This is a genomic window from Rugamonas sp. (assembly GCF_025354735.1).
Lineage (GTDB): Bacteria > Pseudomonadota > Gammaproteobacteria > Burkholderiales > Burkholderiaceae_D > Rugamonas.
The window spans coordinates 59,108-70,446 of sequence record NZ_JANXMI010000237.1 but is presented as its reverse complement, the minus strand read 5'-3'; the positions used below and the strand labels follow the sequence as shown (position 1 = coordinate 70,446).

Sequence of the window (11,339 nt, the reverse complement as noted above, 5' to 3'; positions counted from 1 at the left end):
TCATCAGCGGCAAGGTTAGACCCTTGGTCGGCAGCAGGCCAAGGTTCACGCCCATATTAATAAAGGTCTGCACGCCGATCCAGATGCCGATGCCCTTGGCCGTCAGGCCGGCGAAGGTCTGGTCGATGGCGATGGCCTGGCGGCCGATGTCGAAGGCGCGCTTGATGATCCAATAGAACATGGCGATCACCACCAGCACGCCGGCCAGGCCGAGTTCTTCGCCGATCACGGCCAGCAAAAAGTCGGTGTGCGCTTCCGGCAGGTAGTGCAGCTTCTCGACGCTGCCGCCCAAACCGACGCCGAAGATTTCACCGCGGCCGAAGGCGATCAGCGAGTGCGTCAGCTGATAGGCTTTATTGAGCGCGTTATCTTCCTGCCACGGATTGAGGTAGGCGAAGTAACGCTCGCGGCGGAACTTGGACAGCGCGATGATGGTCACGAAGATCGTCACCAGCACGGCGCCGATGCCGCCGAACCAGACCGCGTTGATCCCGCCCAAGAACAGGATGCCCATGGCGATGCAGACGATCACGCCGAAGGCGCCAAGGTCGGGTTCGAGCAGCAGCAGCAGGCCGACGCAGCCGACAGCGGCGGCCATCGGCATGAAGCCCTTGGTCAGCTTGTGCATATACTGCTGCTTGCGCACCGTGTAGTCGGCCGCGTACAGCACGGCGACGACCTTCATCAGCTCCGACGGCTGCACGTTAATCACGCGCAGCGACAGCCAGCGGCGGCCGCCGTTGACGACCACGCCGAGGCCGGGCACCAGCACCAGCACCAGCAGCACCAGCGTGCCGATGAACAGGTAGGGCGCGGCCTTTTGCAGGTCCGCGATGCGGATGCGGAACACGAACAGGCCGGCCAGCAGCGAGATGACGATGAAGGCGGCCTGGCGCGCGAGGAAGTAGGTGTTTTGCCAGCGCACGTAGTTGGCGAATTTCGGCGAATCGGGCAGCGAGATCGAGGCCGAATACACCATCACCATCCCGAACAGCATCAGCAGCAGCGTGACCCAGACCAGCGGCTGGTCGTATTCCATCATCTTCGACTGGCGCGCGCGGCTGTCCATCGTCGTGCCGGACGCGGAGCCAGAGAAGAAGAATGGAAGCTGGAAGGCCATCAGATATCCTGTCCCGCGTCGAGCGCGATGTCGCGCACGGCGTCGACAAACACCTGCGCGCGGTGCGCATAGTTCTTGAACATGTCCATGCTGGCGCGCTTGACCGCTTGCGGCAGGTCGGCGCAGTCTTCCAGTTCAACGCCGGACGGCGCCAGCGCGGCGCGCAGCAGCGGCGCGTCGCGGCCGATCAGCATCACGGCGCGCACGTAGCGCGACACCGGTTCGGCCAGCGGCTCGAAGTCCTGGCCCTTGCCGTCGCCGCCCATGATGACCACCAGGCGTTGGTCGGCGCCGCCGAAACTTTTGCCCAGTCCATTCAAGGCGGCCACGGTGGCGCCGACGTTGGTGCCCTTGCTGTCGTCGTAGTATTCGACCGCATTGACGGCGGTGATTAATTCCACGCGGTGCGGCTGGCCGCGATAGTCGCGCAGGCCGTGCAGCAGCGGCGCCAGCGGCAGATCGATGGCGCGGCACAGCGCCAGCGCGGCCAGCGCGTTGGCGGCGTTGTGCACGCCGCGGATTTGCAGCGCGTCGGCCGGCATCAGATTCTTGACCATGCATTCGACCGGCGGCGGCGGCGCATCGTTCTTCTTGCGCTTCTTCGGCTCGCCCTCCTCCTCGGCCGGCACGGCGGTGGCCAGCCACAACACGCCACGCTCGCTGTTCAGGCCCAGGTCGTCGCGCAGCGTCGGCGCGTCGGTGCCGAAGCTGACGTTCCGGCCGGTGGCGCTGGCCATGCGCATGACGGTGGCGTCGTCGCGATTGAGTACGCGCACGGTGTCGGCCGCGAAGACGCGGTGCTTGGCGGCGGCGTAGGACGGCATGTCGCCATGCCAGTCCAGGTGGTCCTGGGTGACGTTCAAGACGGTCGCGGCGTCGGCTTCCAGCGTGTACGTGGTTTGCAGCTGGAAGCTTGATAACTCAAGTACCCACACTTCCGGCAGCGTTTCGGTATCGAGCACTTCGCGCAGCACGTCCAGCGCGGCGGGGCTGATATTGCCGGCCACGCGCACCGACTTGCCGGCGCGTTCGCACAGCTGGCCGACCAGCGTGGTGACGGTGGTCTTGCCGTTGGTGCCGGTGATGGCGATAATCTTCGGCGTGTAGGCACGTTCGGTCTCCAGCGACTCCAGCGCCTGCGCGAACAGCTCGATCTCGCCCCATACCGGAATGCCGGCGGAAGCGGCGGCCGGCATGATCTCGGCCAGCTCGCGGTTGGGCGCCAGGCCGGGGCTGACGGCGACGAAGTCCACGCCGTCCAGCAGCGCCGCGCCGAACGGGCCGGCGACGAATTGAACATCGGCGACGGCTTCCCGCAGCGCCGGCAGGCGCTCCGGCGTGGCGCGCGTGTCGGCGACGCGCACGCGCGGGCAGCCGCGGGCGAGCCACAGCGCCATCGCGAGACCGGATTCTCCCAGTCCCAATACCAGCGCGTTTTTGCCGTCGTAGATCATCAGCGCAGTTTCAAAGTGGAGAGGCCAACGAGCACCAGCATCATCGTCACGATCCAGAAGCGGACCACGACCTGCGTCTCTTTCCAGCCCTTTTGTTCAAAATGGTGGTGCAGGGGCGCCATCAGGAACACCCGGCGGCCGACGCCGAAGCGCTTCTTCGTGAACTTGAACCAGCCCACCTGGATAATCACCGACACCGTTTCGGCGACGAAGATGCCGCCCATGATGAACAGGACGATTTCCTGGCGCACGATGACGGCGATGGTGCCGAGCGCGCCGCCCAGCGCCAGCGCGCCGACGTCGCCCATGAACACTTGCGCCGGGTGGGTGTTAAACCACAGGAAGGCCAGGCCGGCGCCGGCCAGCGCGCCACAGAAAATAATCAGTTCGCCCGCGCCGGGAATGTGCGGGATGAACAGGTAGCGCGAATAGGTGGCGCTGCCGGTCAGGTAGGCGAACAGGCCGAGCGCCGAGCCGACCATAATCGTCGGCATGATGGCCAGGCCATCGAGGCCGTCGGTGAAGTTGACGGCGTTGCTGGTGCCGACGATGACGCAGTACGTCAATGCGATGAAGCCCCACACGCCGACCGGATAGCTGATGGTCTTGAAGAAGGGGACGATCAGGTCGGCCTTGGGCGGCAGGTCCATCGAGAAGCCCGAGCGCACCCACTCGAAGAACAACTCGAACACCTTGGCCGCATTCGGCGCCGACACCGAGAACGCCAGGTAGAGCGCGGCCGAGATGCCGACCAGCGACTGCCAGAAGTATTTTTCGGCCGAGCGCATGCCCTGCGGATCCTGGCGCACCACCTTGCGGTAGTCGTCGACCCAGCCGACGGCGCCGAAGCCGATTGTCACCACCAGCACCGGCCAGATCAAACGGTTCGACAGGTCGCACCACAGCAGCGTCGAGACGCCGATGGAAATGAGCAGCAGCACGCCGCCCATGGTGGGCGTGCCGTGTTTTTTCAAATGGGTCTGCGGACCGTCGGTGCGCACGGCCTGGCCGTACTTCATCGCGGTCAGCTTGCGGATCACGGCCGGACCGGCGGCCAGGCCGATGGTCAGCGCGGTGATCGTCGCGAAGACGGCGCGGAAGGTGATGAAGTTAAAGACCCGCAGGGGTCCGAGGTCTTGTTGAAAATATTGTGCGAGCCAGAGCAGCATGATTAGTGACTTTCCTTGTTAGCTTGTTGCAATCCAATCAAATGCTGCACGACCCGTTCCATCTTCATGAAACGGGAGCCCTTGATTAATACGGTTGCTGTCGACGTGACGGCCGCGTCGACGGCGGCCAGCAAAGCGTCGAACTGTTCAAAATGATGTATCGATGCGCCGTTCATATGGCGCGCCAATTCACCGGTTACCAGCACCTGTTCGATGCCTTTGCTTTGCGCATATGCGCCTATCTCCTGGTGGAACTCGCGGCCCTGGGTGCCCACTTCGCCCATGTCGCCCAGCACCAGCACGCGCGGCGGCGCCGCTTTCGCCAGCACGTCGATGGCGGCGCGCACGGAATCGGGATTGGCGTTGTAGCTGTCGTCGATGACGACGGCGCCATTGGCGGCGGCCTTTTTTTGCAGGCGGCCGCTGACCGGCGCGAACGCATCGAGTCCGATCCTGATCGCGTCGACCGGCACGCCGGCCGCGTAGGTACAGGCGATGGCGGCCAGCGCGTTGCGCACGTTGTGCTCACCGGCCGCTTGCAGCGCGACGTCGAATCGCACCGGCGCCGCTTGCGGGCCGATGGTGACGGCCAGGTCGCTGCCGAAATCGCCGGCGAGGTAAGTGCAGCCGACGTCCGCGCCCGCGCCCAGCCCGAAGCTGACGACGGCGCGGCCGGCGCTCAACTCGCGCCACAGCGGCGAGAACTCGTCGTCATGCGGGAACACGGCGATGCCGTCGGCGGCCAGGCTTTGCAGCACGGCGCCGTTTTCACGGGCGACCGCTTCCACGGTGTGCATGAATTCCTGGTGCTCGCGCTGGGCGTTGTTGACCATGGCGACGGTCGGCATGGCGATGGCGCTCAGGCGCGCGATTTCGCCGGGATGGTTCATGCCCAGTTCAATCACGGCCGCACGCTGCGCGGCGTCCATGCGCAACAGCGTCAGCGGAACGCCGATTTCATTATTCAGGTTGCCACGCGTGGCGAGCCGGCCTTGGTCGCCATACGCGGCGGCCAGTATCGAGGCGATCATTTCCTTGACCGTGGTCTTGCCGTTGCTGCCGGTGACGCCGATGACCGGCAGCGCGAACTGGCGGCGCCAGTAATTGGCGATCTGCCCCAGCGCCACCAAGGTGTTCGGCACGACGATGGCCGGCAGCGTCCAGCCGGCCGGCAGTTCTTCGACGACGACGGCGACGACGCCGCGCTGCGCCACCTGCAGCAGGAAGCTGTGGGCGTCGAACACGTCGCCGCGCAGCGCGACGAACAGCGCGCCGGCGGCCACGCTGCGGCTGTCGGTCGACACGCCGCTGAAGGCGATATCGTCGTCCACCGCGTTGTGCAGTACCGCGCCGTCCAGCGACGACAGGATCTGTGCGAGTACAGCGCGCATCAATTCGTCCTCATCATCGTCAGGCGGGCCGACAACGCCAGCTGCGCGTGGTCGGTGTCGGAGAACGGCAGCCTCTTGCCCTTGATTTCCTGATACGGCTCGTGGCCCTTACCGGCCAGCAGGATCACGTCCGGCTTGGCGGCGTGCTTGATGGCCGACAGGATCGCGGCGGCGCGGTTTTCTATCGTTTGCAGCACCGACGACGGGTGCGCCGCGTCCATGCCGGCGACGATTTGGTCGATGATGGCCTGCGGATCTTCGCTGCGCGGATTGTCGCTGGTGACGACGACGTGGTCGGCCAGCTGCGCGATGGCGCCCATCTGCGGGCGCTTGCCCGGATCGCGGTCGCCGCCGCAGCCGAACACGCACCACAACTGGCCGCCGCGATCCTGCGCCACGGGGCGCAGCGCGGCCAGGGTTTTTTCCAGCGCGTCCGGCGTGTGCGCGTAGTCGATGACGATCATCGGCGCGTCCTGGCCGCCGACCTGCTGCATGCGGCCCGGCGCCGGCAGCAGCGCTTCGATGGCGTCGATGGCGGCGCGCAGCGTCATGCCCTTGGCCAGCAGCGCGCCCATCACGCCTAGCGCGTTGCTGATGTTGAAGTGGCCGACCAGCCGCGTCTTGACCTGCGCCGCGCCGAGCGGCGACTCCAGGTGGAATTCGGTGCCGGCGCCGCGGCTGCTGCGCAACTGGCTGGCGCGCAGCATCGTCACGCCGGCGATGTCGGGCCGGGTCGCGGCGTCGGCCAGCGTGTAGCCGATCACCGGCATCGCGCCGCTCAATTTGCCCGCCACGTGCGCGACCAGGCGCAGGCCCATCGCGTCGTCGAGGTTGATGACGGCCGTTTTCAGGCCGGGCCAGTCGAACAATCTGGTCTTGGCCGCTTCGTAGGCGGCCATGCTGCCGTGGTAGTCGAGATGGTCGCGCGTCAAATTGGTGAACAGCGCGACGTCGAAGTGCATGCCGGCGACGCGGCCCTGCTCGAGCGCGTGCGACGACACTTCGATCGCCAGCGAGGCGGCGCCGGCGTCGCGCGAGGCGGCCAGCGTGCGCGCCAGCAGCACCGCGTCCGGCGTGGTGTAGCCGGTGACGTCGTAGGCCACGTCGCCGCGCGCCTTGAACAGGCCCACGCCCAGCGTGCCGATGACGGCCGCCGGCTGGCCGCAGCGCGACAGCGCGGAGCCCAGCCATACGGCGCTGGAGGTCTTGCCGTTGGTGCCGGTGACGCCGACGCTGAACATGGCGCTGTCGGGCTGATTGTAGAAGGCGTGCGCGATCGGGCCGGCCTGCTCTTTGAGCCGCGCCACGTCGATATGCGGCACGGTCCATGCCGGGTTCCAGGCGTAGCCGGCGGGGTCGTACACCACCACGGCCGCGCCCTGCTGGACGGCCGCTTCGATAAAGGCGCGGCCATCGACGGCATTAGCAGCGCCGTCGGCGGCGTAGGCGAAGAACACATCGCCCGGCTGGACCCGGCGCGAGTCCGACGCCAGCTGCGCGTTCGGCGCCAGCTGCCTGATCGCACCGGCGATCGCCTGCGGGTCGAAGGAGATAAGCGTCATGGGGTCTCCTGTTCGGAATTCTCAGGAATGATAATTTGGGTCACGGTCGAATCGGGCGTGACGTTTTTCGCGCGCAGCACGTTCGAGGCCACCGCCGAAAACGCCGGACCGGCGACGTCGCCGCCGACGTGCACCGGGCCGCCCGGCTCGTCGATCATGACGGCGATGATGAAGCGCGGATTCGACATCGGCACCATGCCGACGAAGTTACCGATATATTTGGACTGGGAATAGCGGCCGTTGATGACTTTTTGCGCGGTGCCGGTCTTGCCGCCGGCGCGGTAGCCGGGCACTTGCGCCTTGACGGCGGTGCCGCCCGGCAGCACCACCATCTCCAGCATGTCGCGCATTTCGGCGGCGGTCTTGGCGCTGACGATCTGGGTGCCGACCGGCGGCTCCGACAGCTTCTTGAACGACAGCGGAATGATGTCGCCGTTGCGGGCGTAGATCATGTAGGCGCGCGCCAGCTGGATCAGCGACACCGAGATGCCCTGGCCGAAGCTCATGTTGGCCTGCTCGATGGGACGCCACGATTTATACGGACGCACGCGGCCGGCGACGGCGCCGGGGAAGCCCCACTTGGGCTGCTGGCCGAGGCCGACCTTGGTGAACATCTCCCACATGTCCTGCGACGGCATCGACAGCGCGATCTTCGAGGTGCCGATGTTGGACGACTTCTGGATGATCTCCTGCACGTCGATCACGCCGTGGGCGTGGGTGTCGTGGATGGTCTTGTCGGCGATGGTGTAGGAGCCGTTGCCGGTGTCGAATTTGGTGTACGGGGTGACGCGATGCGTGTCCAGCGCCAGGCCGACGGTGAAGGGCTTGAGCGAGGAACCCGGCTCGAAGGTGTCGGTCATGACGCGGTTGCGCAGCTGCTCGCCGGTCAGCGTGCTGCGGTCGTTCGGGTTGTAGGACGGCCAGTTGGCCAGCGCCAGCACTTCGCCGGTGTGCACGTCGAGCACCACGGCGGCGCCGGCCTTGGCGTGGAATTTTTCGACCGCGTCCTTCAGCTGGGTGAAGGCGATGTACTGGATTTTGCTGTCGATGGACAGCGTCAGGTCTTTGCCGTCGTGCGGCTCGCGCACCGATTCGAGGTCTTCGACGATGTGGCCGAGACGATCCTTGATGACGCGGCGGCTGCCCGGTACGCCGACCAGGGTTTTTTGCTGCGCCAGTTCCATCGCTTCCTGGCCGGCGTCTTCCACGTTGGTGAAGCCGACCACGTGGGTCGCCACTTCGCCCTGCGGGTAGAAGCGCTTGTATTCCTTGCGGGTCTGGATGCCGTCGATATCGAGCCTGGTGATCTGGTCGGCCACGTCCTGCTCCACCTGGCGTTTCAGGTAGACGAAGCCGCGGTCGGAGTCCAGCTTCTTTTTCAGGTCGGCGTCGCTCATGTCGAGCAGCTTGGCCAGTGCCTTCAATTTTTCCGGCGGTGCTTCCTGCACGTCGTCGGGAATCGCCCAGATGGCCTTGACCGGCACCGACGACGCCAGCACCTGGCCATCGCGGTCGGTGATCTTGCCGCGCGTGGCCGGCAGGTCGAGCGTGCGGGCGTAGCGGATCTCGCCCTGCTTTTGCAGGAACTGGGTCGACAGGCCTTGCAGCCACAGGGCGCGCGCGGCGAGGCCGGCGAAGGCGGCGAACAACACGAACAGCACGACGCGCGAACGCCAGACCGGCAGGCGCACCGCCAGCACCGGATTCTTCGAGAACGGCACGCCTTTGGAGCGGGCCACGCGCGCGCCGTTCGCGTTGTTCGCACGGCTCATTGCGCGGCCTCCGCTGCGGGTGTCGGCGATGGCGATGGCGATGCGTCCGGCGACAGGTACTGGGTGCGGGTCGCGGTCAGCGGAATCATATTCAGGTCGCGCCGTGCGATTTCCTCGATGCGCGCATGCTTGCCCAGCGTGGACTGGTCCAGCTGCAGCTGCGCCCATTCGATGTCGAGCTGGCGCGCCTGCGACTGCGAGCGCTCCAGTTCAAAGAACAGCTGGCGCGCCTGGTACTGGGCGTTGACCAGCGACAGGCCGCAGCCGACCAGCAAGGCGGTCAACAGCACATTGAGTTTGCCGCTCATCGCGCCGCCTCCGGGAACGGCAGCCGGCGCGCCACGCGCATGACCGCCGAACGCGAACGCGGGTTGGCGGCCACTTCGGCGTCGGACGGCTTCATCTTCGACAGCAGCTTGATTTCCGGCTGCGGCAGATCGACGGCGCGGATCGGCAGGCGGCGGTCGGGCTGCTCGACATTCGCCTTCGACGCGAAGAAGCGCTTGACCATGCGGTCTTCCAGCGAGTGGAAGCTGATGACGGCGATGATGCCGCCCGGCGCCAGGCTGGCGTAGGCTTGCGTCAGTCCAGTCTCAAGGTCTTCAAGTTCTTTATTGATGAAAATCCGGATAGCCTGAAAGGTACGGGTGGCCGGGTCCTTACCCTTTTCACGGGTCTTGACCGCCCCTGCCACGATAGCGGCAAGCTGTCGTGTGCTTGAAATTGGCTCGACTGCCCGGCGAGCAGCAATCGCCTTTGCAATCTGAAAAGCAAACCGTTCTTCCCCATATTCTCTTATCACCTTTTCCAGTGTCTGCTCGGTTTCAGTGGCGATCCACTCGGCCGCCGAGATGCCGCGCGTGGTGTCCATGCGCATGTCGAGCGGACCGTCGTTACGAAAACTGAAGCCGCGCGCGGCGTCGTCCACCTGCGGCGACGAGATGCCCAGGTCGAGCAGGATGCCGTCGACTTGGCCGATGCCGCGCTCATTGAGCGAGGCGGTCATCGTGGCGAAGCTGTCGTGGACGATCTGGAAGCGCGGGTCGGCGATCTGTTCGGCGGTGGCGATGGCCTGCAAGTCCTTGTCGAAGGCGACCAGGCGCGCGGCCGCGCCCAGCCTGGACAGGATCAGGCGGCTGTGCCCGCCGCGGCCGAAAGTGCCGTCGACGTAGATGCCGTCGGCGCGCGCGCCGTGCAGCGCGAGCGCGTCGACCGCCTCGTCCAGCAGCACCGTACGATGCTGAAATTCCGGCACCGCCAATGTCGTCATCGCGGAACCTTAGAAAGAAAAATTGTTAAGCACATCGGGGGTGCCGGCATCGATAGCCTGCTGTTCTTTTTCGGCCAGCTTGGCCGCGTCCCAGATTTCAAAGTGGCTGCCCATGCCGAGCATCATGGCGTCGCGCGCCAGGCCGACGGCGGCGCGCAGTTCGGGCGCGATCAGGATGCGGCCGGCCGAGTCGAGTTCGACGTCGCAGGCGCTGCCGAGGAAGATGCGCTGCCAGGCGCGCGCGGCCATCGGCCAGGCGGCGATTTGTTCGCGGTGGTTTTCCCAGACGGGACGGGGGAACAGCATGATGCAGCCGTCGGGGTGGCGGGTCAGCGTGAGGCGGCCTTCGTACTGGATGGCGAGCGCGTCACGGTGCTTGGCGGGAATAGACATCCTGCCTTTGGCATCGAGACTGAGAGCGGACGCGCCTTGAAACACGGAGAACCTTTAACCTCAAAATTATGAACGGAGTTGAGTAGTGTTGGCGTCGCTGTCGTGGCTGATATTTCCCACAAAAACACACTTTTTCACACAGATGACCACTTTAGTGGATGCAAGAATGGTGGTCAAGCGGTTTCCACCAGACGAAACAGGGATTTTATTAATGAAATTAAGGACTTAGCGTACTTCCTTGAAGCGGGCGCGGAGGAAAATATATCGAGAAATTAGATACTTATAGAAGATAGTGAATGTGCCACCTCATCTGCACACATGGGTTTGCCTGCACCCGGATCGGACTATTAGTCAAATTAAATAATTGAAATTTATATATAAGGTTGCCAAATACCAACAATACCGTGCTTGACGGCCCACGCCGATGGCGCGGCCATGCCGGTCGGTAAAAAGACGGTTTAGAGTGGTTTTTGGAGAGAATTAACGGCGCGGCGCGCTGCAAACGCGTTTGAGGCGGAATGGATGACCTTCAAAATCGCTACTGAAAAGGTGAAATATAAATTGCAATTGTTAAAAATTTTGGCCAGGCAGCGCTATTTTGTATAGACAAATTAAATCCAAAACCGGCGGACATGCGTCATTATACGCATAGCAGATGGCGACCGGAAGCCGGTTTTTTATCGTTTCCAAAGCAAGTTCAAGTCAAAAAAGATTGGCGATGATGCTTGATTGAGAGCAAAAAGACGTCATGGCTGTCCCATAAATAAAGCAGCACGTAATCGGCCTAAAGATTCCACGGCACGCCCGCCTCAGTCAAAAATTGTTCGATGCTGTCGAGGTTGCGCTCGAAGTTTGCACTGAACCTGACTGGGATTTTCTTGTCCATGACCGCGACAGAGCGGACGATCAGGCGGCGCGGCGCTTTTTGCGGGCATTGAGCGCGACGCGCGCATCTTCGGTCCGGCCCGCAGCGACATCATTCAATCCTTTTGCCGCGTCATCAATCTGCAGCAAATGGATGCGCTCACGTTCGAGTTGATGGTAGTAGTCGAGCCGGGCGGCATCGATCAGGGCCACGTAGCTTGCGCCGTTTTTCGTAATCACTTTTTCCGCGCCAGCCTTCACCTGCTCCGCCAATTCCGAGAAATTTGCCCGCGCTTGCGACAGCGGCACGATGTCATTTTCAGAAATAGCCATATCATCACCTC

Annotated in this window: 10 protein-coding genes; all 10 read right to left on the bottom strand. The window is 64.2% G+C overall.

The features are described from left to right. A partial coding sequence (ftsW, locus tag Q0S71_RS19690; RefSeq protein ID WP_295999649.1) for a putative lipid II flippase FtsW occupies positions 1 to 1,120 on the bottom strand: 1,120 nt, incomplete at its 3' end. After that, complete coding sequence (gene murD / locus Q0S71_RS19685) at positions 1,120 to 2,574, bottom strand: UDP-N-acetylmuramoyl-L-alanine--D-glutamate ligase (protein ID WP_295999647.1); 1,455 nt, start codon at positions 2,572 to 2,574, stop codon at positions 1,120 to 1,122. The genes murD and ftsW, both read right to left, overlap by 1 nt. After that, on the bottom strand, positions 2,574 to 3,743 hold the full coding sequence (gene mraY / locus Q0S71_RS19680; RefSeq protein ID WP_295999645.1) for a phospho-N-acetylmuramoyl-pentapeptide-transferase: 1,170 nt from the start codon (positions 3,741 to 3,743) through the stop codon (positions 2,574 to 2,576). Before mraY ends, murD begins: the two co-directional genes overlap by 1 nt. A 2-nt stretch (positions 3,744 to 3,745) precedes the next feature. Further along, a complete protein-coding gene (murF, locus tag Q0S71_RS19675) occupies positions 3,746 to 5,134 on the bottom strand; it encodes a UDP-N-acetylmuramoyl-tripeptide--D-alanyl-D-alanine ligase (protein ID WP_295999643.1) in 1,389 nt (462 codons plus the stop codon). After that, a complete protein-coding gene (locus Q0S71_RS19670) occupies positions 5,134 to 6,696 on the bottom strand; it encodes a UDP-N-acetylmuramoyl-L-alanyl-D-glutamate--2,6-diaminopimelate ligase (RefSeq protein ID WP_295999641.1) in 1,563 nt (520 codons plus the stop codon). Before Q0S71_RS19670 ends, murF begins: the two co-directional genes overlap by 1 nt. After that, positions 6,693 to 8,468: a penicillin-binding protein 2 gene (locus tag Q0S71_RS19665; RefSeq protein ID WP_295999639.1), complete on the bottom strand. Its 1,776-nt coding sequence runs from the start codon at positions 8,466 to 8,468 to the stop codon at positions 6,693 to 6,695. The genes Q0S71_RS19670 and Q0S71_RS19665 overlap by 4 nt, the downstream gene beginning before the upstream one ends. After that, complete coding sequence (gene ftsL, locus Q0S71_RS19660; protein ID WP_295999637.1) at positions 8,465 to 8,776, bottom strand: cell division protein FtsL; 312 nt, start codon at positions 8,774 to 8,776, stop codon at positions 8,465 to 8,467. Before ftsL ends, Q0S71_RS19665 begins: the two co-directional genes overlap by 4 nt. After that, positions 8,773 to 9,738, bottom strand: coding sequence for a 16S rRNA (cytosine(1402)-N(4))-methyltransferase RsmH (gene rsmH / locus Q0S71_RS19655; protein WP_295999635.1), 966 nt, complete (start codon positions 9,736 to 9,738; stop codon positions 8,773 to 8,775). Before rsmH ends, ftsL begins: the two co-directional genes overlap by 4 nt. Positions 9,739 to 9,747: 9 nt before the next feature. After that, a complete protein-coding gene (gene mraZ, locus Q0S71_RS19650; protein ID WP_295999633.1) occupies positions 9,748 to 10,176 on the bottom strand; it encodes a division/cell wall cluster transcriptional repressor MraZ in 429 nt (142 codons plus the stop codon). Between the two features lie 861 nt (positions 10,177 to 11,037). Then, on the bottom strand, positions 11,038 to 11,328 hold the full coding sequence (locus tag Q0S71_RS19645) for a type II toxin-antitoxin system Phd/YefM family antitoxin (RefSeq protein WP_295999631.1): 291 nt from the start codon (positions 11,326 to 11,328) through the stop codon (positions 11,038 to 11,040). Positions 11,329 to 11,339 lie beyond the last annotated feature (11 nt).

Bases quoted from the DNA above. Each gene is read 5' to 3' on its own strand.
- Q0S71_RS19670 (WP_295999641.1), bottom strand. From the start codon at position 6,696: ATGACGCTTATCTCCTTCGACCCGCAGGCGATCGCCGGTGCGATCAGG.
- rsmH (WP_295999635.1), bottom strand. From the start codon at position 9,738: ATGACGACATTGGCGGTGCCGGAATTTCAGCATCGTACGGTGCTGCTG.
- Q0S71_RS19645 (WP_295999631.1), bottom strand. From the start codon at position 11,328: ATGGCTATTTCTGAAAATGACATCGTGCCGCTGTCGCAAGCGCGGGCA.
- Q0S71_RS19665 (WP_295999639.1), bottom strand. From the start codon at position 8,468: ATGAGCCGTGCGAACAACGCGAACGGCGCGCGCGTGGCCCGCTCCAAA.
- ftsL (WP_295999637.1), bottom strand. From the start codon at position 8,776: ATGAGCGGCAAACTCAATGTGCTGTTGACCGCCTTGCTGGTCGGCTGC.
- murF (WP_295999643.1), bottom strand. From the start codon at position 5,134: ATGCGCGCTGTACTCGCACAGATCCTGTCGTCGCTGGACGGCGCGGTA.
- mraY (WP_295999645.1), bottom strand. From the start codon at position 3,743: ATGCTGCTCTGGCTCGCACAATATTTTCAACAAGACCTCGGACCCCTG.
- murD (WP_295999647.1), bottom strand. From the start codon at position 2,574: ATGATCTACGACGGCAAAAACGCGCTGGTATTGGGACTGGGAGAATCC.